This is a genomic window from Candidatus Zymogenus saltonus, assembly GCA_016929395.1.
Taxonomy (GTDB): Bacteria; Desulfobacterota; Zymogenia; order Zymogenales; family Zymogenaceae; genus Zymogenus; species Zymogenus saltonus.
Map to the genome: position 1 here is coordinate 24,814 of JAFGIX010000040.1, position 18,838 is coordinate 43,651.

Sequence of the window (18,838 nt, forward strand, 5' to 3'; positions counted from 1 at the left end):
CTTCCCCTCCACGGCGGATTTCAGTTGAGGTCTTTCGCAACGAGCCTGAACTTGCCTTCAATCGCGTCTTGTCCGAAGTTTATGCCGCCGTAGAACGAGACGAAGGATTCCCTCGTAAGCTCAAGCAAGGGGATGAGCCTCTTTTCCGCATCCTCGTAAAGGAAGTAGCGGTAGTGGGCGTTCAGGTTGATTATATACTTCTCGACGGTATTGGTGAGGTTTTCGCCCGACAGGTAGAGATAGAGATCATAGTTTCCTAAGGGGAGATCCTTCTGGGCGTCGAGGTAGGCGCCGCTTTTTACGAGAAAGTCTTCGTCAAAAAGCTTTTTACCGCCCGCCTCGTTTATCTTATTGAGTACGGGGGCGTTAAGCAACCGCTCTATCGTAGATATGTCCCTGTAGAAATAGAGCCTGTTTTGATTTATCCCGAAGCCCGGGTTCGCCACGCTGGTCTTGATATATTTGCTGCCGCTCCAGTCCACCTCCTCCTCCCTCAGCTCGCCCATGTAGTAGAGCCTTGCCCTGTTGTACTCAAAATAGCTTGGGCCGTCGTCCCAGAAGGCGTAGTCGAAGATGTTGGAGAGGTTCTCGGAGACCGCTTCCTCTCCGCCCTCCCTTATACCGAGGCAGGAGAACACCTTTACGTAAGGCTCTCTCCCCTCGTAGCCGATTCCGGTCACCGCCAGGAGGGTTCCACCCGTGATGTTGCTTAAGATCCCCCCCTCGAGGTCAAAGCCCGCCTCGGTCTTCCACTTCTGGAGGATCGATATGTAGTTTACCTGCTCGAAGACGCCGGAAAACCAGTTCTTGACAAAATTTGCGTAAAGGATGGTCGGATCGTAGGAGTTAAAGGCGACAAATCCCGCGGCCTCGGACGGGAGATTTTCTATCTCCGGCGCCGGTTTTTTGCCTACATCTCCAAGACCCGCGATGATCTTTTCGGTCTCATCCGACTTCAGGGGCGCGTAAAGACTCACGTCGGCGCCGCTTTTGGTAAATGTTATCGATGTGAAGATGGTGTCAACCTCACCTAACAGCCTCTCTCCCCTTTTTATGAGCTTCGTCTCGTAGGGTTCGGGCTTCGTTATCTTGTGATAGATCAAAACGTGGTATCCGGCGGGTACTGCGGAGATTCCCCTCTTGAAGTCAGGATTGTTTACGATGGTGTCTCCGCCGCCGGCAAGGGTGTCATATTGAGACTTGAGTGCCAGTGAGGAGTCGGAAAATATAACGTGGCTCGCCGTCAAGGCGTAATAGACCTTTTTGTTTCCCGCGTTTGTCGAGAAGGCTGAAATGCCGTCGATGTTTTCTCTCGATATGGAGCCTTTGAGGCTGGATACGATCTTGATAAGAAACCTCTTAAGCCAGCCGACCTCAAGGACCGCGACCGATGCCTTGCCGCCGCCCGTCCGGGTTTTATATATTGCGGCGTCCTTTCCCATCAGAAGAATAATCCTTCCCGGGGTTATCGAAAGACCGAGGGATTTCTCCACATCCCCCAAAGTGGAGATCGCCGGAGCCGAGACGTCCGTCCTTATCGGCCCCTTAAAGATGGACAGGTCTTCGGCCTCTCTGTAGAAGCCGCTCCTAAGAAACGGCCTTAAGCCCTTTTTTATATCCTTAAAATATATAATCGTCTCCGCTTTACCGGAGACTTTATCGATAAGACCCCCCGTTTCGTTGCCCGCTGCCAAGGGGGCCGTCAAGAGCATGCAGAGAATAAAAATCGCGATGGAAACCGTGATTGAACACAGGATCTCCCTTGACGACTTACGACGCGATTTCGTTTTCATAACGATCCTCCTTCGTTATTTTGGCTGTTTTTAGTGGGACTCGGCCGTAAACGACTCCGGCAGTACTCCCTGCTTGAGAAGGGTGTTGCTGAATCTGAGGCAGACTATTTCCAGGACTTTTTCCCTTTCCGCCGCAGGGACCGTCTCCATGAGCTCTGTCAGGTCGTCAAAAAAATCGTTCAGTTTTTGGTCGACGTCCTTTTTGACTTCATCGTAGGATTTTGGCGTATCTCCCAGAGATTGCCGAAGCGTCAGATACTGCTCCCTCTCCGTTTTCAGTATGTCGTCAAGGGAGTCGACTTTTTCCTCCCCCTCCGATTCTTCACCGGATTCATCCTCGGAGTAGTAGTAGTCGTAAGTCTCGATTGGGACGTATAGGCGGTTTCGCGCCCGGATGAAGAGCTTCCACTCCTTTTTTGTCATCTCCCCCTTCTCGAAGGCGAGATCTGGAGGCTTTGAAGCATCTTCGGAGAGTGCGGCGACGATGTCGGCGAACACCCCCCCCTTTTTCACCTTATCTGTCGTATCCCCCGTCGGGGATACCTTTTTCTCTCCCCCGCAGGATACGATGACAATGGGCACTAAAAGCAGAACCGGAAGAATAAATCCTCTTTTTATTGATTTCATTATAACCTCCCCGAATCTGTGGCACTATTTTTTTTTATGGTACTTGTTGTCCTTTTTAAAACGGACAGGATCTCCCTTAAGGCGTCCTCGGCCTTGAAGGTATCGGTGCTGACGTCCCATCCCCTCTCCTTGAGGCGGACCAAAAGCTCCGTTACCTCCGGCATAAAGCTCCCAAGCTGTTCTTCGGCCCTTTTGTCGGAAAAGAGCTCCGAGGACGGACAATCCGCCGTGATCTTTCCGCCGCTCAGGATGATTATCCGGCCGGCAGCGTTTATAATCTCCTCTATTACGTGGGAGATCACTATTACCGTTTTACCCTTTCTGTTGAGCTCCTTTATGTTTCCAATAGTATCCGTCCTCGACTCTGCGTCGAGTCCCTGGGTGGGCTCGTCGAATATAAGGATTTCGGGATCGACTGCCAGTATCGATGCGATGGCAACCTTTCTTTGCTCACCGCTGGAAAGCGTGAAGGGGGAGCGATCCTTTAGGGCGTCATAATCGAGATTGACAAGATCGGCGGCCCTCCTCACCATCTTCTCGATCTCCTCTTCGTCGGGCTTCTCCTTTTTGTGTCTCAGGCCGAACTTCAGCTCCTTTTGAACCGTCTCCTCAAATAGTTGGTGCTCGGGATACTGAAATACCAGCCCGACCATCTCTGTTAAGGCCCCCGTCTTTTTCGTGTCCGGCCCGACAACGAAGTTCCCAACACGGACGCTCCCCTTAGTCGGGGTAAGAATACCGTTCAGGTGAAGCGCCAGGGTCGTCTTCCCGGAGCCGGTCTCCCCGATCAAGGCGATAAACTCACCCGCCTCGATATTGAGACTCACCCCGGAAAGGACCTCCTTTTCAATGGGCGTCCCCCGATTGAAGTGCTGGTACAGATCTTTGATTTCTATAAGCATAAAGCTTTAGGACGTCTTAAGTACCGTATCTCCCGGCCTTACCCTCTCGCCTACCTTGATGCCAACGAGCGAGCCTGTGGCGGCTTCCGCAACCTTTTTGTTGTCCACCTCCATCGACTCAACCACCTCTGTGAAGTCGGTGGTGGCGCCCCTGTAATGAAGCTCATCCCCAACCTTAATACCTTCGGTTACCTTGATGGCGGCAACGCTCGGCTTGGCGAAGAATTTGACTATTTCACCCACCTTTACTTCTTCAGACATCGGTTTCCTCCTAAAATCAAAAACAATAGAGATATTTAGATTGGCACTTTTGATTTTACCTTTGAAACTAATATCATGTTAAAAATATCTAAACAGGCCCTGCGGCAAATCCAAGGGAGAAGACAACCCCTGCCGATTCAGATCGCCTCCATTGCCTTGAGAATCCCATCGGTCAGGTTCGGGATATCGCTCTCGGTTATCGTCCTCGGGTCGATGATCACCCTCTCCTGGGCGATTCGGGCGATTATCGGCGGGTCCTGCGCCCTCATCCTCTCCTCCAGCTTTTCCGGGCCGATCTCGATGGGGAATATCAAGACTACCCTGGTGGGGATGTCCGCCGTGGGAAAAGACCCGCCCCCCGGCTGAGAAAAATCGTCCGCGCTCACCACGTCGAACCCGGGGTGCGGCACGCTGTTTATCTTCCTTACTATCCTTTTCACCCTCATCTGGGTCTTGTCGTACGGCATTGTAATCATCGAGAGGGCGGGTATTTTCTTCAAGGCAACCTCGACGTCCCTGTACATTAAAAGCGTGGCCTCCGCCGCCGCCAGGGTGAACTTGTCGATCCTCAGAGCGCGATTGAGGGGGTTTTGTCTCACCTTTTTAATAGTGTCCTCTTTGCCCAGGATGAAGCCGGCCTGCCCGCCGCCCAAGAGCTTGTCCCCGGAAAACGTCACCACATCCACGCCCGACTTAACCGTTTCAATAACCGTAGGCTCCCTCGGGAGCCCGAACCGGGACAGGTCTACCAGACACCCGCTCCCCAGGTCTTCCATCACGGGGATCTTCTGTTTATTGGCGAGCTTTACAAGGTCTGATGCGGGGACATCTTCCGTGAAACCGACTATTTTATAGTTTGAAGTGTGCACCTTCAATATCATTCCGGTCTCCGGCCCGATGGCGGACTCGTAGTCGGAGAGTCTCGTCCTGTTTGTCGTTCCCACCTCTTTCAGCATTGCGCCGCTTTTTTCTATTACATCCGGGATCCGAAAGGCGCCCCCGATCTCCACAAGCTCGCCGCGGGAGACGATTACCTCCTTCCCGTTCGCAAGGGTGTTCGCGACGAGGAGGACGGCCGCGGCGTTGTTGTTTACGATGATGGACGACTCGGCCGTCGTGATCTCGTTTATCAGCTTGGCAATGTGATCGTAACGGGACCCCCTCTCGCCCTTCTCCAGATCGAACTCGAGGTTTGAATACCCCCCCGCTATCCTTATGACGTTTTCCAGCACATCCCTTCCGAGGGGCGCCCTCCCGAGATTCGTGTGGAGGACTATCCCTGTGGCGTTTATGACCGGTCTCAAGGCCGTCTTGTGGGATACCAGAAGCCAGTCCTCGATGAGGGAGATCATGGACGGCTCGGATATCTCGACTTCCTCATCGTCGGAGAGGAGTCTCTCCCGGGTGATGGAGATCGCCTCCCGAACGGCCCTCTTCACCGCCTTCTTGGAGTACTTGTCGGCAAGGTCTTCCACCTTCGGGTGGAGAAGGAGTTTGTCCACCGCCGGAAGTGAGGAGAGTTTCTCTTTTAAGGCCGAAGCGTCCTCTTCTTTTTTCGCTGCTTTTTCAGTCATAATGGTAAGAATCCGAAAAAATTGGAAATAATGGTTTTTCTATCCTCCCGAAGGCTCATTGTTATAAAGACGATACTATTTTATAGCATAAATAAACTTTTTTTCAAGTAAAATAAAGAGATGGAAGAGATTGAGGGGATTGAGGAGATTGGAGAGATTACAGAGATTAGTATTGCGGTGGATTTCACCGACGTGCTATAAAAGGGCCATGAGAAAGAATACCGCATTTTTGGGGCTCGGGTCGAATATCGGGGACAGGGAAAAAAACCTCGAGACGGCCGAGACGCTGATCTCCGGGATAGAGGGCGTCGACGTAATATCCTCGTCTGCCATCTACGAGACGGAGCCGGTGGGCGTCACCGATCAGCCGAAGTTCCTGAACGGCGTTTTAGAGATAGAGACGACCCTCTCCCCGGAGGAGCTGCTGGTGAGGCTTAAGGGAGTAGAGGGGAGGATGGGGAGGGCCGATACGGTCAGGTGGGGGCCGAGGATCATCGATATCGACATCCTCCTCTTCGGCGATCGGGCCGTAGAGACCGTAGTCGATGATATGGAGCTAAAAATCCCCCATCCTGAGATGACGAAGAGGGGGTTCGTCCTCGTTCCTTTGGCGGAGATCGCCCCGGACGCGGTTCATCCCGTGTTGAAAAAGAGCGTGGCGGAGCTTCTCGACGATCTGGGTGATATAGGAGGTGTAGTGAAATATCGGGAGGAGGATTAAACTTGAAATTTAACCGCTCATCTTCACGGCTTCGTGAATAATTCGGGGCCGACCGTCCTTTCAAGAATTCAATGGTCAGACGGTGTGGTAGCTTGAATAATACACCTTTTAAAACAGTTTATCCCCTTCGCAGATTTAAGAGGAAGTCTCTTCTCCTAATATTTCGGATAATCTCTCCGTCCTGTCCATATCCTCGAACAGGAGCCTGCACGTCCCGCAGGGGGAGCGAAGGAGGAGCTCGTCCCTTAAAGTCTCGGGCCTTTCATCCAGGAGGTCGAACATCGCCCTGGGGCCGATTGTGTAAATGGCCTTGAGGAAGGGATCGGAGTCGTATCTCTTGATAATATCCTTCAGGTGTGTCTCCCTCATGTTGCCGATGTGAAGGGGGTGCTCCCCCTCGATGTTTGCCGCCTCCCCGCAGCAGGCGTACACGTCCCCCCCAGGGACGATGAAGGGCGTCCTTAAGGAGAGGCAGGGGGCAATCGGGTTTTGATCTGGAAACTCCTCCGGCGCCATCTTCTCCGTCGCCTCCCCGATGTACATCACCGGCGCGAACTGAACGATGTCGAGGTTCGGAAGCCCCTCCTCCTCAAACCAGGTTTTCAATCCTTCTTCCGTGTCGTCCGCCTTCATAGTCGCCCTGACGATGTAGGGGATCTTCAGGGATTCGGCCGCCCTTGCGGCGTTGACCACGTTTTTTATCGGGATGAACTCGTTGTGAAAGGTGTCCGCGGAGAGCCCTATGCCTATTGTGTCTCTGAAGTCGGAAAGGACTTCCCTTGCCGCATCAAGACTCTTCGCCCAGAAGGCGTTCGTCACGATCGTGTAGGGGATACTTTTATCTCTCAATCTCTTGACCGCGCAATAGAGGAGATCCCTTACGATGAAGGCCTCCCCGCCGGTGAGCCCCACCGCCTCGATCTTCGGCGTCTCGGCGATCTGGTCTATGAAGTCGCTGATGTCGGAGGTGTCAAAGTCGGAGTCGGCCTCCGGTTTTGCCCCCGACCTTTTTGAGGCGGGCCATGCGCCGCAGTGCCTGCACCGGGCGTTGCAGCGACGGGTGAGGAGAAATGATATGGTGAGATGATCCATTATATCCAACCTGGCCGATTCGGCGAATATTTAGAAATTTGGATTTACCTTTTAGTCTTTTCCTTGAGCTGGGGTGGGAGGTAGTCGTTGAATATGGTGAACTTGTGCTCGACGAACCTAATCGACTTTATCTTGGTGAAGACCATCCTCCCGTCGATCTCTTCGGTCCAGTTCAGCCCCTCAGGAAACATGCAGTCCTGATAGAAGCCCGGCCCGAGGGGAGGAAGCACCACCTCGGCTCCCTCTCTTCCATCCTCGTCCGGAACCCTGATCCCCCTGTACTTGCAACCCTTTTCGGTGAAGAACCTGGCCTGCCAGTAGGCGGGAGAGGTCTTGTCCTCGCTCATGTGGTAGTCGGGCCCGGCGTAGATCGTCATCGAGCAGGGGGTAAAATCGCCGAAGGCGGCCTCGAGGTCGTCGACCCTGTCGGTGAAAACCTTTCTCTTGCCCCGCCACATCGGCTCGTCCCAGAAGACCACGATAAGGGGAGTCACTGTAAGCTTCCTCGGGGGTTTCATACTTTCTACCTTTCATCTGTTTAAGTCCAATTCTATATAACACCTGACGTATAAAAAGTCAATATCGCCGGATTTTCAATGGAATTTGACCCTTTGCCAATCAATATTATTTCTTGACCAAAAATCGTGGAGATGATAGCCTATGTGTCAATGAGAAATTGTTTTGAGACCTGTTGCCGGGGCGGCGAGGCCGCTTAAAAGGTAGACGTTATGAAAAAATGGATAAAACAGATAAGGGAGGGGAGGGACAAGGGGGGGCGGGACAGGGTCGGCGGAGACGATATTTTAGACGATAATGCCAAGGACGAGAATATAGCGACCCTTTATGAGGTGGTCGAGGATTATCTGAAGAGCCTCGATCACAACCAGCTCATGGAGGTCACCGACGAGTTTCTCGATCGGTATGAGAGGCACGCCGATGAGATCGCCAGGATAATCAAGGTACGGCCCAAGGGTAAGGTCTTGGATAGAAGGGGTGAGGTCGAAAGAGAAACGGGAGTAAGCAATAAGGGGAGTGAAATTTCCGGGGGAGCCTCTGAGGGGGAAAGAAGGGGGAGAGTCATGGGGGACGATAATATGAAGTATTTTTTGAGGGAGTGGATGGATGTAATCAGGGAACAGGACAACAGGAGGTTTGAGACCAAGCTGAAGCACCTCGCAGAAAAAAGCTCCGCGGAGACAAGGAGGCTGGAGGATATTCTGGCATTGAAGGTAAAAAGGATCGAGTCGGACGTTTCAACTGCCGCGGATCACCAGATGGGCCTCGTTGCCATGCTCCAAAACGAGATACACGAGCAGAACCGGCGCCTCTTTACCGTCTTCAACAGGGTTTGGATATTGATTACCGGACTGGTGGTCGCTTTTCTCCTCGGGGGGGCGGCGCTTCTGGTTGCGCTTTTGAAATAGTTAGAATGGATTTTTAAAGTTTATTTAATGTGAGGAGTTTATATCAGCGGAATCCGTTTTAACCGATCATCTTGATTTCGAGTCAAAACCATATACATCGTTTTCATTTTTTATGCCGGGGCCGTCAAGACGCCTTGTCATTTGTTTTGGGCCCCCCTTCAAAAACCGTATCCGGCCTGAGTGATGGATAAAAAAAGGCGAAAGGTAAGGATCTCTTTAAAGCTTTTTCTCCTTTTCACCTACGTCGGGCTCATTCCGATCATCTTTATCTCCTTTTACACCTACTACGAGATCAATCGAGTCGTGGCCATCGAGGCGGAAAACCGGCTTGTCGAGGTCGGGACGGGATTGAGCGGCAACATCACGAGACTGATCAACGGCTCCTACAAGACGATGAAGCTCCTTGCCAGAAATCCGGTTATAGCTGACGATAACAAGACGGCGGAGGAGAAGGGGTTGGAGTTGAAGAAAATGGAGAGCTTCTCCCCCGATATAATGGACCTCTTTATTTTAAGTGGAGGGGAGGTTACGGCCAGGGGAGGCATTCACGGTTTTCCTGCAGACAGGGTGGAGGCAAAGGCCCTCCTGCGGGACTCTCCAAGGATAACAGGGCCTTTCGTCTCCTCCAAGCTCTCGACCCCCGCCTTTATAGTGTCTGTGCCGATTTTGCCGCCTGTGCCGGTTTCCGAACGGGGAGAGAGGGAAACATCCGTCCTTGTGGGCGTCTTCAATCTGGAGGGTTTGTGGGACGTGACAAATCTAACCCGAATAGGAAAAACGGGCCGCGCCGTCGTCATCGACAGTGAGGGCAGGAGAATTGCCGGGGTGGGAACCGATATGATGTTTACGAAGTTTACCGACGAGAACATCAACAGGATCACCACGGTGGGAAAGGGTATAGTTCATTATACTGACGACAACGCAGTAAAGTATATCGTTTTCGGGACACTTGTTTCCGGCCTCAAGGATATAGGCCCGGAGGGGCTTCGGGTGGTGGTCTTCCTCGAAGAGGACGAGGCCTTTCTGATCGCAGACAAGATACGAAAAGGCCTCCCATATGCGGTGATTGTCATCCTTATCGCAACCTCGATCGTGTCATTCATATTGTCGGACGCAATATCCCGCCCGATAAAAAAGCTCACCCGGGCGACGGAGCTGATCGCAAAGGGGGAGTTTTCAGAGGAGATAGTGCCGACTTCTTCAGACGAGATCGGCGTCCTTACCGACTCCTTCAACCGCATGGCCAGGGAGCTGAGCGATTCGAGGGATTTCATCGAGAGCTACAACAAGGAGCTCGAGAGGCTTGTCAGGGAGAGGAGCCGCAAGCTGAAGGAGTCGGAGGAAAAATACAGGATGGTTGTGGAGGGTTCCGGGGACGGCTGGGTGGTCTTCGACAAGGACGGGGAGATAAAGTTTGCAAACCGGAGCATGGGCAGTCTCGTGGGAAAAGAGCCGGTTGAGCTTTTGGGGAGAAAGCTCGACGAGTTTATCTCCCTTGCGCCCAAAGGGGTAGATGCAAAGGGGGCGATTCACGGCAAGGTTTTGGAGGATGATTCGGGAAAGCCGATAAAAATCGAGATGGTCGGGATTGACGGAGACAGGAAGTATCTCGAGGTCGCAATATTTTCGCTTTCCGGCGAGGAGAGTGAGGGCCGGGGGGAACACAAGGAGGGAACACCACTCTTTCTCGCTCACCTAAAAGACGTTACCGATATTCACACCCTCGAAACTGAGAGTGAGAACCTCAAGCTCGAGCTCATGGAGCGGGCGAAGCACTCCCAGATCGGGGTATTGGCCGAGGGGCTCTTTCACAATCTTAACAACCCCCTTCAGGCCCTGGTGAGCCTTTTAAAGGTAAACTCTGAAGACCTCGAGAGCGAGCTTACACAAAAGGGGAAAAAGGAGATTGTCGATTTGAGCGAGTGGAGACAAAATCTCATCTCCGACTCGAGGGAGGCGTACAACCTCTCTAAGAAGCTCTCGGATCAGGTCAGAAACCTCATGGCAAAGGTAAGAAACGAGGGGAAGAGGGAGGTGGAGGAGCTGGATATTAATCAAATATTGGCGGAAGAGATAAAATTCCTGGAGGCGGATCTCTTCTTCAAACACAAGATCGTAAAGGAGCTGATATTAGACGAGAAGATCCCCCCGTTTAGAGGGGTGCATTCCGATTTTTCCCAGAGCTTTGTCAACATTATCCTGAACGCCGTTGACGGCATGAGGGAGGCCGAAGAGAGAAAGCTGACCGTTAAGACCGCGGTCGGTAGAGACGATATCGTGGTGACGTTTCAGGACACGGGTGTCGGGATAGACGAGCGGGACATCCCGAATATCTTCAAACCTTTTTTTACAACCAAGAGGGATCAAATAGGGAGGGGGGATTCTGGGACGGGGCTGGGACTCTTCACGGTGGACTTCCTGTTGAAGCCCTACGGGGCGGCCTACAACGTAAAGTCGAAGCCGGGAGAGACCTCTTTTGAGATAAGGCTCCCGATATCGAAGGGCCGGAACAAAAAAGGCGTGAAAAAGAGGGAGCTGAAGGGCGTTTGATTTTTTTTAAACGGCGATAGGTTTGTGAGGATACGGGGGGGAGGAGACAGATGAGAGGAACCGATAATGGATGGGAGTAAGGGGGTCAAGGGCGTCAATGTAAGGGGGAGGGGATTTGTGCCCCCTGCATACGGGAAGGGAATGAAGCTAAAGTACAAGATGGCCCTTACGATGTCACTGGTCATATTTGTCGTGATGGGGCTTGTGACGGCTATTACGGTTAACCGGGAGGTGGCCGCAAAGAAGAGGGACGCCGACCTCAGGATAGCCGGGATCGTAACGGTGATCAAGCTGACAATGGGTAAAATGCCGACGGATGACTTCAATCGGTGGGTGAGATCCCTCTACTCCGTAAAGTACGAGACGGTAAATTACAATCTCGACCTTATTTACATCGTCATCGAGAACGGCGACGGCGAAGATATCGTCTCTTCCGTGAATCCGAGGGCGGGACTTGAGGGGGCAGGCTCCGAGGCTTACGAAGGCCTTACAGGGCTAAAAAACCTCGAGGTGAAGGGATTGAAAAAGGTCGAGGCATCGGTCATGGATAAAAACACGGGGGACTTGAAATATTCGATATATTTGGGTTATTATCTGAAGAACCTTCAAAAGGGAATCTGGGAGATGGCGGGAAAGTCCCTTGCGGTTACGTTTCTCTTGATCGTTTTTGCTGTGACCTTGTCGTTTTACTTCTCAAACAGGCTCACCCGTCCGATAGACTCCCTTGTATCCGGCATGGAGATGGTGGCGGGGGGCGACTTTGCGGTGAGGGTTCCGGCAATCACCAAAGACGAGATCGGTTTCTTGGCGGAGAGCTTCAATAAAATGACCGAGGGGTTGAAGGAGAGGGAGTTCATCAAGGACACCTTCAAGAGGTACGTGACTAGAGAGATAGCGGACCAGCTCCTCTCCCAGAAGAACAAAATAGTCCTTACCGGGGAAAAGAGGGTGATAACCGTCCTCTTTGCCGACATAAAGGGCTTTACAACCATAGCCGAGAAGACGCCGCCGGTGGAGCTGGTCTCCACCCTTAACGACTATTTCTCCGTTATGATAGACATCATCTTCAAATACGAGGGGGTTCTCGACAAGTTCATAGGGGACGCCGTCATGGCATTCTGGAACGCCCCCCTGGAGCAGAAGCACCCGCCCTTGAGGGCCGTTATGACCGCTCTGGAGATGCAGGGCGCTCTTGGTAAGCTGAACGAGAGGCGCGAACGTCAGGGGAAACATCCCCTATACATGGGGATCGGGATAAACACCGGCGAGGCCGTGGCGGGGATTATCGGCTCCGAAAGGAAAATGGAGTACACCGTCATCGGGGACACCGTAAATGTCGCCCAGCGTCTGGAGTCGATAACCGAAAAGGGGCAGATACTTGTGAGCGAAACCACCTATATGAAGGCGAGGGAGAGGCTTGAAGCGGTGGAGCTTGGCCCCCAGGCCTTGAAGGGGCTCAAAAGGGATATAAAGGTTTTCAACATCTTGGGAGTAAAAAAGGGAGAAGGAGAGAAATATGACAGGAAGGCATAATAGAATTGGACAAATATTATTGACCGCTCTTTTTGGAGCGGCCTTGATATTGGGTTTCGCCTGCAGCAGGGAAGAGGAGAGCCTGAAAATCGTGATCGAGGATTCAACGGATACGGAGGCGTCGAAGGAGGTGGGGGACGGCATAGGCGGAGACGACGGGGATATCGCGAAAACGGCCCCCGAGACCGAGCCGGGGATGGAATTGGGGATGGATGCGCCGCCTGTGGTCGATGAGCCAAAAACGCCCCCGGAGACCCCGGAGTCGGAGGGCGCCCTTGCCATGAGGGTTCTGGACGTGATGGCAAAGGCGGTCGACGACGATGACTTCAAGAGGATTGCCAAAGCCATCCCCGTCAGGGTGATGATCTTCGGCCTTCCCAAGAACAGGGCCTGGAACGTAAGGGTTATGTTCCAGGATACTGAGCTGATGACGGTGGTTATTGACGACAACTCCAGGGAAGTTCTCAAGAAAAATGTCCAGAAGGAGCACGACATCAAGACCTTGGCGAGGAGAACTAAGCCGGGTGTTCGCAGGATGGAGGAGCAACTCGACAAATTGAACCTTGGATATGCCGGGGCGCTTGGGGCCGCCCTCGAAGATGAGAGGTTCCCGAAGATAGACTATGCCAAACACGTTGCCGTTGCCGTTTTATTAGGGCGGGGGAGGGATAGACCTGTCTGGCACGTCGTCTTTATGCCCGGGGAGGACAAGCTGAACATCATTGCGACAATAGACGACTACGGAAACGTCCTGAGCGTCAGGGAGGAGGAAAGAAAGGTCAAGAGGTAGGAGTTTTTCCATTAATTATTACGATTTTGCTTGAAAACTCCTTCTCTTTTAGATATAAAAAACCCTTTTATGTTTCAGAGGGAAAACGCAAAAAAACCTGCATGAGGTTTTTTGGTTGTTATCATCGAATGGCGGGAGAGGCCGATCTTCCACCGTCGATGATGATTTTGGGATATTTATCCTCTTAACAGCATAATACAGGAAGTTTTTTCAAATGGGTGAAATGTTGCAGACAGTAATCTTCGGGATCATGGGGGGGCTGGGCCTTTTCTTTCTCGGCATCCGCACGATGAGCGACGGCCTCCAGAAATACGCCGGAGACCGCTTGAGGAATTTCTTGAAGAGCATTACGAAAAACCGTGTGATAGGGATGTTGACCGGTTTGTTCGTCACGGCCATTATCCAGTCGAGCTCCGCCACGACCGTAATGACGGTCAGCCTCGTCAACGCGGGGCTCATCAACCTGGTTCAGGCAATAGGCGTCGTACTCGGCGCCAATATCGGCACAACGGTAACCGCTCAGATGATCGCCTTTAAGGTGCAGGACTACGCCCTCCCCTTGATAGGAGTCGGGGTTGTCCTTAAGCTCTTTGCAAAGAGGGAAAAGTTGGTTTACTTCGGAGAGGCCATGATGGGCTTCGGGCTGCTCTTCTTCGGGCTCTCTACCATGAAGGACGCCTTTGCCTTTATGAAGGGTTCGGAGGCGGTCTTCAATTTCTTCGCAAATCTCGACGGATTCCCCTTCGTCGCCCTCATTATCGGGACTGTTTTCACCATGATGATGCAGAGCTCTTCCGTAACCGTGGGGATAACAATGGCCCTTGCCAGCACGGGCCTGATCTCTTTTCCCACGAGCGTGGCCCTGATACTGGGCGACAACATCGGGACCACGATCACTGCCGAATTGGCGTCGATCGGGACAAATGTCGCGGCGAAAAGGACGGCAAGGGCGCACACTATGTTTAACGTTATAGGCGTTATCTACATCTTTCTTTTGATGCCCTATTTCATTAAGCTTGTGAATTTGATAACACCGGGAGAGGTAGGCTTTGTTATTACGACCGCCGAGGAGGCGGCAAAGTATAATATGGAGATTGGTGATGTCCCCTATGCCGCCAGGCATATTGCAAATGCCCATACAATGTTTAACGTCGTAAACAACGTACTCTTCTTACCAATGATCGGTGTCCTGGCGAAAATCTCGACTTTTATGATACCGGGCGAGGAGGTAAAGCCGGAGTTTCACCTGAAATACCTTGGCGGCAATGTCGTCTCCGCGCCGAGCATCGCCATAGGGGAGGCGAGAGACGAGACTATCCACATGGCCAAGATATCTCTCGATATGCTGGACGAGAGCATGAGGGCCCTTTTTGACGGGGACATGAAACGTCTCGAGAACGTCAGAAAGATGGAGGACACCGTGGATATGCTCCAGCGGGAGATCACCGACTACTCCGTCAGGATATCCCAGGAGTCGATCACGCCGGAGATATCGAGGGAGATCACCTCGATCATAAACATGGTGAACAATATCGAGAGGATCGGGGATCACTGCGAGAACCTGACCCAGCTTATCGAGCGAAAGAAGGCGGAGAAGTTAATTTTTTCCGACGTCGCCATCGAGAATATCCGGGAGATATATCAGGTGTCGAGGAAGTTTCTCGATTTCGTTATCAACAGCATGGAGACGAAAGACATATTTATAAAATCCGAAGCGGACCGATACGAAAAGAGGATAAATTACCTTGAGGACACCTTCAGAAACGACCATGTCGACAGGCTCAACAAGGGGAATTGCCAGGTAGACCCGGGGCTGATATTTATAGATATGTTGACCAACTTCGAGAAAATCGGTGACCATACGTTTAACATCGCGGAGGCCGTGGTCGGAATCAAGTAGGCTGACGCCCCATGACCCTAAGGATTATTGTCTGCAACAGTTCGCTCATTTGAAAGCTTCCTGAATTAAGCTGGCAATAGGGATGGAAATTGCGGACGGAGACTTATTGTGATAATTTACGCCGAAAGATAACATTATACACCCTGTTTCATCCTTCACTTGCCGAAATGGATTGATAAAAGGGCTCTATACAATATTTCTCCTTGTCGGTTGTTTTAGAACCCTTTTTTCTTGACAAAAAGTCGTATTGAATTATATATAATAAGGTTTATCCGAAAAGGGCAGTGGACTTTTGCATCTTTTTTCTATATATAGAAGGAATCTAAAAGGAATCGTGGAGATATGATGGACTACAAAGAGACTTTAAACCTTCCCAAGACCGAATTTCCCATGAAGGCCAACCTCCCCAAGCGGGAGCCCGAGCTCCTGCAGCATTGGGATTCCATAAAAATATACGATCTCATAAAAGATGCATCGAAGGGGAGGGAGAAGTACATCCTTCACGACGGTCCGCCCTACGCCAACGGCAATATCCACTTGGGGACGGCCTTGAACAAGGTCTTGAAGGACATCATAGTGAAGTCGAGATTCATGATGGGATACGACAGCTACTACGTCCCGGGCTGGGACTGCCACGGCCTTCCGATCGAGCATCAGGTGGATAAGGAGCTCGGCGATAAGAAGCTCACCATGACGAAGAGCGAGATCAGAAAGCGCTGCCGCACTTTTGCGGAAAAATATATCGACATCCAGAGGAGCGAGTTTAAGCGCCTCGGTATCTTCGGGGAGTGGGACGATCCTTACCTGACGATGGATTACGAATACGAGGCAACGATCATAAAAGAGTTAGGGAAATTTGCCCTCTCCGGTTCCCTCTACCGCGGGAAAAAGCCGGTCTACTGGTGCGCTTCCTGCGTGACCGCGCTCGCCGAGGCGGAGGTGGAATATATGGACCACACCTCCACATCCATATACGTCAAGTTCCCTATGATAGACGACCTCTCTAACGACTTTCCGGAGCTCAAGGGTAAAAATGTGTCGGTAATTATCTGGACGACGACTCCCTGGACGATCCCGGCCAATCTCGCCATAGCCTTTCACCCGGACTACGAATACGTGGCGGCCGAAGTCAAGGGGGGCGAGGTCTTTATCCTCGCCGAGGAGCTGGCGGACATCGTCTTGAGCTCTTTTAAGATGGGAGACTACAAGGTTCTGGTCAAGTTTCCCGGAAAGTCCCTCGAGGGGAAGAAGGCGAAGCACCCCCTCTACGACAGGGAGTCGGTCTTGATCCTTGCTGACTACGTCACGCTGGACGCCGGAACGGGGGCCGTTCACACCGCCCCGGGCCACGGCCAGGACGACTACTTCTCCGGCCAGAAATACGGGCTGGAGGCCTATGCGCCTGTGGATGACCTTGGGAAATTCACCGACGACGTTCAATACTTCGCCGGAAAATTCGTCTTCGACGCCAACGAAGACGTAAACAAGAAGCTCGCCGAGACGGGGACCCTGTTGAAAGAAGAGGAATTTGGACATCAGTACCCCCACTGCTGGCGGTGCAAACAGCCGATTATTTTTCGCTCCACGCCCCAGTGGTTCATCTCCATGGAGGAAAACGACCTCAGAAAACAGGCGTTGAAGGAGATCGACAAGGTCCGCTGGATCCCCAAGTGGGGGAGGGAGCGGATATACGGGATGATTCAAAACCGTCCCGACTGGTGCATATCCAGGCAGCGGTCCTGGGGGGTTCCCATTACGGTCTTTTATTGCACGGAGTGCGGAACGGAGCTGATAGACGAGGCCTCTCTCAAAAGGGTGGTCGATCTCGTTAAGGAGGGGGGCGCTGATGTCTGGTTCGAGAAGGATGTGAGCGAGCTCGTCGCCCCCGGCACCGAGTGCAAAAACTGCGGCGGGAAAAATTTCAAGAAGGAGGAGGACATCCTGGACGTCTGGTTCGACTCCGGAACGAGCTACGCCGCCGTATGCGAGAAGAGACCGGGGCTCAAGGAAGTCGCCGACATGTACCTTGAGGGTAGCGACCAGCACAGGGGATGGTTTCACTCCTCGCTTCTGGCCTCCGTGGGAACGAGGGGGAGGGCCCCATATAGGGAGGTCCTGACCCACGGCTTTTTGGTAGCCGGAGACGGTAGGAAGATGAGCAAGTCTCTGGGAAACGTGATGTTTCCGAATGAGGTCATAGATAAATACGGGGCGGAGGTGTTGAGGCTCTGGGTGAGCGCCGAGGACTACATGGACGACATTCGCGTCTCCTGGGAGATACTGGACAGGCAGTCGGAGGCTTATCGGAGGATAAGAAACACGTCGCGGTTTATACTGGGCAACCTTTTCGACTTTGATCCCAAAACGGATTTGGTTGATGGGGAGGCGTACGCGGGCCTCGACCGCTATCTGCTTATAAAATACAACAAGCTTATAAAACGGGTTCTCAAGGCGTACGAAGAATTCGAGTTTCACACAATCTATCACTCAATCCACAACTTTTGCGCCGTGAACCTCAGCGCCTTTTACCTCGATATCTTGAAGGACAGGCTCTACACCAGCGCCGCTGAATCCAAGGCGAGAAAGGCCGCCCAGAGCGCCATGTATACGATCCTTAACGGGCTTGTGAGGCTGATGGCCCCCATCCTTGTGTTTACCGCGGAAGAGATTTGGGGGGAAATCCCCGGAAACAATGGATCGGGGAGCGTCCACACGACGTCGTTTCCCAGGGCGGACGATTCATTTGTAAACGACGACCTGGAGAGGGAATGGGACGGGGTCCTCGAGATTCGGGGCGTCGTTACAAAAGCGCTGGAAGAGGCGAGACGTAATAAGTCGATCGGACATTCTCTGGACGCCCTCGTGACGATCTCCGCCAAGGGTAAAAAGCTGGAGCTCTTGAGAGCCAATTCCGAGATATTGAGAGACGTATTTATTGTTTCAAGGGTGGAGATTGTCGATGCGCCCCTCGAAGACTCCTTCGAGAGCGAGGAGATTGAAGATCTCTTTATATCGGTTAAAAAGGCTCCGGGGGAAAAATGTCCCCGCTGCTGGAGCTACACCGAAGATATCGGGAAGGATGAAAAGCACCCGGAAGTATGTTTGCGCTGCGCCGGGAACCTCAAGGAAGGAGGGAGTTGATGAGGGCCTCTAAAAAAGCAAATATAGTAAAGTATTCGATTCTTTTAATCATAACGGCTTTTGTTATCGTTGCAGATCAGGTGACGAAGAATTATATAGACAAGAGCTTCAGGCTGGAGGAGATGCTGACGATAATCCCGAACTTCCTCGACATTCATTATATATTGAACACCGGCGCCGCCTTCGGGATCATGTCCCGTCTTCCGGGTGGTATGAAGATCCCGTTTTTGATCGGGGTCTCGATTATGGCCATGCTTCTTATCTTCTATCTCCTTATTAAGGCAAAAAAAGACAAGATAGTCTATATCGTCTCTCTTTCCCTGGTCTTTGCCGGTGCGGTCGGAAACCTCATAGACAGGATCATGCTCGGCGGGGTCAGGGACTTTATAAGTATGCACATCTACAGGCTCCATTGGCCGGTGTTCAACGTTGCCGACTCCGCCATAACGGTAGGGATCGTGCTTCTGGCCTATGAGCTTATTATTGCGGAGCCCAAGCGCGAAAGGGAAACCGAGGCGGGGCGATAGGAG

General features: G+C 52.3%; 15 protein-coding genes. 8 read left to right on the forward strand and 7 right to left on the reverse strand.

The window, feature by feature from the left end:
• Positions 1-20: 20 nt before the first annotated feature.
• From JW984_08080 to JW984_08100, 5 genes are all read right to left on the reverse strand, one after another.
• Positions 21-1,793 carry a hypothetical protein gene (locus JW984_08080; GenBank protein ID MBN1573138.1) on the reverse strand — a complete coding sequence of 591 codons (1,773 nt, stop codon included), beginning with the start codon at positions 1,791-1,793 and terminating at the stop codon, positions 21-23.
• Positions 1,794-1,823: 30 nt separating this feature from the next.
• On the reverse strand, positions 1,824-2,420 hold the full coding sequence (locus JW984_08085) for a hypothetical protein (GenBank protein ID MBN1573139.1): 597 nt from the start codon (positions 2,418-2,420) through the stop codon (positions 1,824-1,826).
• Positions 2,420-3,322, reverse strand: a complete 903-nt coding sequence (locus JW984_08090; protein MBN1573140.1) for an energy-coupling factor transporter ATPase — start codon at positions 3,320-3,322, stop codon at positions 2,420-2,422. Before JW984_08090 ends, JW984_08085 begins: the two co-directional genes overlap by 1 nt.
• 6 nt (positions 3,323-3,328) lie before the next feature.
• Positions 3,329-3,583, reverse strand: coding sequence for a translation elongation factor-like protein (locus JW984_08095; protein MBN1573141.1), 255 nt, complete (start codon positions 3,581-3,583; stop codon positions 3,329-3,331).
• 137 nt (positions 3,584-3,720) lie between these two features.
• Complete coding sequence (locus JW984_08100) at positions 3,721-5,157, reverse strand: L-seryl-tRNA(Sec) selenium transferase (GenBank protein ID MBN1573142.1); 1,437 nt, start codon at positions 5,155-5,157, stop codon at positions 3,721-3,723.
• A gap of 208 nt (positions 5,158-5,365) precedes the next feature.
• Here JW984_08100 and folK point away from each other — a divergent pair, with 208 nt between their 5' ends.
• On the forward strand, positions 5,366-5,878 hold the full coding sequence (gene folK / locus JW984_08105) for a 2-amino-4-hydroxy-6-hydroxymethyldihydropteridine diphosphokinase (protein MBN1573143.1): 513 nt from the start codon (positions 5,366-5,368) through the stop codon (positions 5,876-5,878).
• Positions 5,879-6,013: 135 nt separating this feature from the next.
• Here the strand turns inward: folK and JW984_08110 are convergent, their stop codons facing one another.
• Positions 6,014-6,970 carry a radical SAM protein gene (locus JW984_08110; protein MBN1573144.1) on the reverse strand — a complete coding sequence of 319 codons (957 nt, stop codon included), beginning with the start codon at positions 6,968-6,970 and terminating at the stop codon, positions 6,014-6,016.
• 44 nt (positions 6,971-7,014) lie between these two features.
• The gene (locus tag JW984_08115) at positions 7,015-7,488 is read right to left on the reverse strand and encodes a hypothetical protein (GenBank protein MBN1573145.1); all 474 of its coding nucleotides are present in this window, start codon (positions 7,486-7,488) and stop codon (positions 7,015-7,017) included.
• Positions 7,489-7,698: 210 nt separating this feature from the next.
• On the opposite strand from JW984_08115, the gene JW984_08120 reads away from it, so the two are divergent.
• From JW984_08120 to lspA, 7 genes are all read left to right on the forward strand, one after another.
• The gene (locus tag JW984_08120) at positions 7,699-8,394 is read left to right on the forward strand and encodes a hypothetical protein (GenBank protein MBN1573146.1); all 696 of its coding nucleotides are present in this window, start codon (positions 7,699-7,701) and stop codon (positions 8,392-8,394) included.
• A 183-nt stretch (positions 8,395-8,577) separates the two neighbouring features.
• Positions 8,578-10,944 carry a HAMP domain-containing protein gene (locus JW984_08125; protein ID MBN1573147.1) on the forward strand — a complete coding sequence of 789 codons (2,367 nt, stop codon included), beginning with the start codon at positions 8,578-8,580 and terminating at the stop codon, positions 10,942-10,944.
• 66 nt (positions 10,945-11,010) lie between these two features.
• Positions 11,011-12,477, forward strand: a complete 1,467-nt coding sequence (locus tag JW984_08130; protein MBN1573148.1) for a HAMP domain-containing protein — start codon at positions 11,011-11,013, stop codon at positions 12,475-12,477.
• On the forward strand, positions 12,461-13,267 hold the full coding sequence (locus JW984_08135) for a hypothetical protein (protein ID MBN1573149.1): 807 nt from the start codon (positions 12,461-12,463) through the stop codon (positions 13,265-13,267). Before JW984_08130 ends, JW984_08135 begins: the two co-directional genes overlap by 17 nt.
• A 214-nt stretch (positions 13,268-13,481) precedes the next feature.
• Complete coding sequence (locus tag JW984_08140) at positions 13,482-15,167, forward strand: Na/Pi cotransporter family protein (protein ID MBN1573150.1); 1,686 nt, start codon at positions 13,482-13,484, stop codon at positions 15,165-15,167.
• Positions 15,168-15,512: 345 nt separating this feature from the next.
• Positions 15,513-18,308 carry an isoleucine--tRNA ligase gene (gene ileS / locus JW984_08145; protein ID MBN1573151.1) on the forward strand — a complete coding sequence of 932 codons (2,796 nt, stop codon included), beginning with the start codon at positions 15,513-15,515 and terminating at the stop codon, positions 18,306-18,308.
• Entirely contained in the window at positions 18,308-18,835 is a 528-nt protein-coding gene (gene lspA / locus JW984_08150) for a signal peptidase II (GenBank protein ID MBN1573152.1), read from the forward strand. Before ileS ends, lspA begins: the two co-directional genes overlap by 1 nt.
• Positions 18,836-18,838 lie beyond the last annotated feature (3 nt).

Bases quoted from the DNA above. Each gene is read 5' to 3' on its own strand.
- JW984_08080 (MBN1573138.1), bottom strand. From the start codon at position 1,793: ATGAAAACGAAATCGCGTCGTAAGTCGTCAAGGGAGATCCTGTGTTCA.
- JW984_08085 (MBN1573139.1), bottom strand. From the start codon at position 2,420: ATGAAATCAATAAAAAGAGGATTTATTCTTCCGGTTCTGCTTTTAGTG.
- JW984_08090 (MBN1573140.1), bottom strand. From the start codon at position 3,322: ATGCTTATAGAAATCAAAGATCTGTACCAGCACTTCAATCGGGGGACG.
- JW984_08095 (MBN1573141.1), bottom strand. From the start codon at position 3,583: ATGTCTGAAGAAGTAAAGGTGGGTGAAATAGTCAAATTCTTCGCCAAG.
- JW984_08100 (MBN1573142.1), bottom strand. From the start codon at position 5,157: ATGACTGAAAAAGCAGCGAAAAAAGAAGAGGACGCTTCGGCCTTAAAA.
- folK (MBN1573143.1), top strand. From the start codon at position 5,366: ATGAGAAAGAATACCGCATTTTTGGGGCTCGGGTCGAATATCGGGGAC.
- JW984_08110 (MBN1573144.1), bottom strand. From the start codon at position 6,970: ATGGATCATCTCACCATATCATTTCTCCTCACCCGTCGCTGCAACGCC.
- JW984_08115 (MBN1573145.1), bottom strand. From the start codon at position 7,488: ATGAAACCCCCGAGGAAGCTTACAGTGACTCCCCTTATCGTGGTCTTC.
- JW984_08120 (MBN1573146.1), top strand. From the start codon at position 7,699: ATGAAAAAATGGATAAAACAGATAAGGGAGGGGAGGGACAAGGGGGGG.
- JW984_08125 (MBN1573147.1), top strand. From the start codon at position 8,578: ATGGATAAAAAAAGGCGAAAGGTAAGGATCTCTTTAAAGCTTTTTCTC.
- JW984_08130 (MBN1573148.1), top strand. From the start codon at position 11,011: ATGGATGGGAGTAAGGGGGTCAAGGGCGTCAATGTAAGGGGGAGGGGA.
- JW984_08135 (MBN1573149.1), top strand. From the start codon at position 12,461: ATGACAGGAAGGCATAATAGAATTGGACAAATATTATTGACCGCTCTT.
- JW984_08140 (MBN1573150.1), top strand. From the start codon at position 13,482: ATGGGTGAAATGTTGCAGACAGTAATCTTCGGGATCATGGGGGGGCTG.
- ileS (MBN1573151.1), top strand. From the start codon at position 15,513: ATGGACTACAAAGAGACTTTAAACCTTCCCAAGACCGAATTTCCCATG.
- lspA (MBN1573152.1), top strand. From the start codon at position 18,308: ATGAGGGCCTCTAAAAAAGCAAATATAGTAAAGTATTCGATTCTTTTA.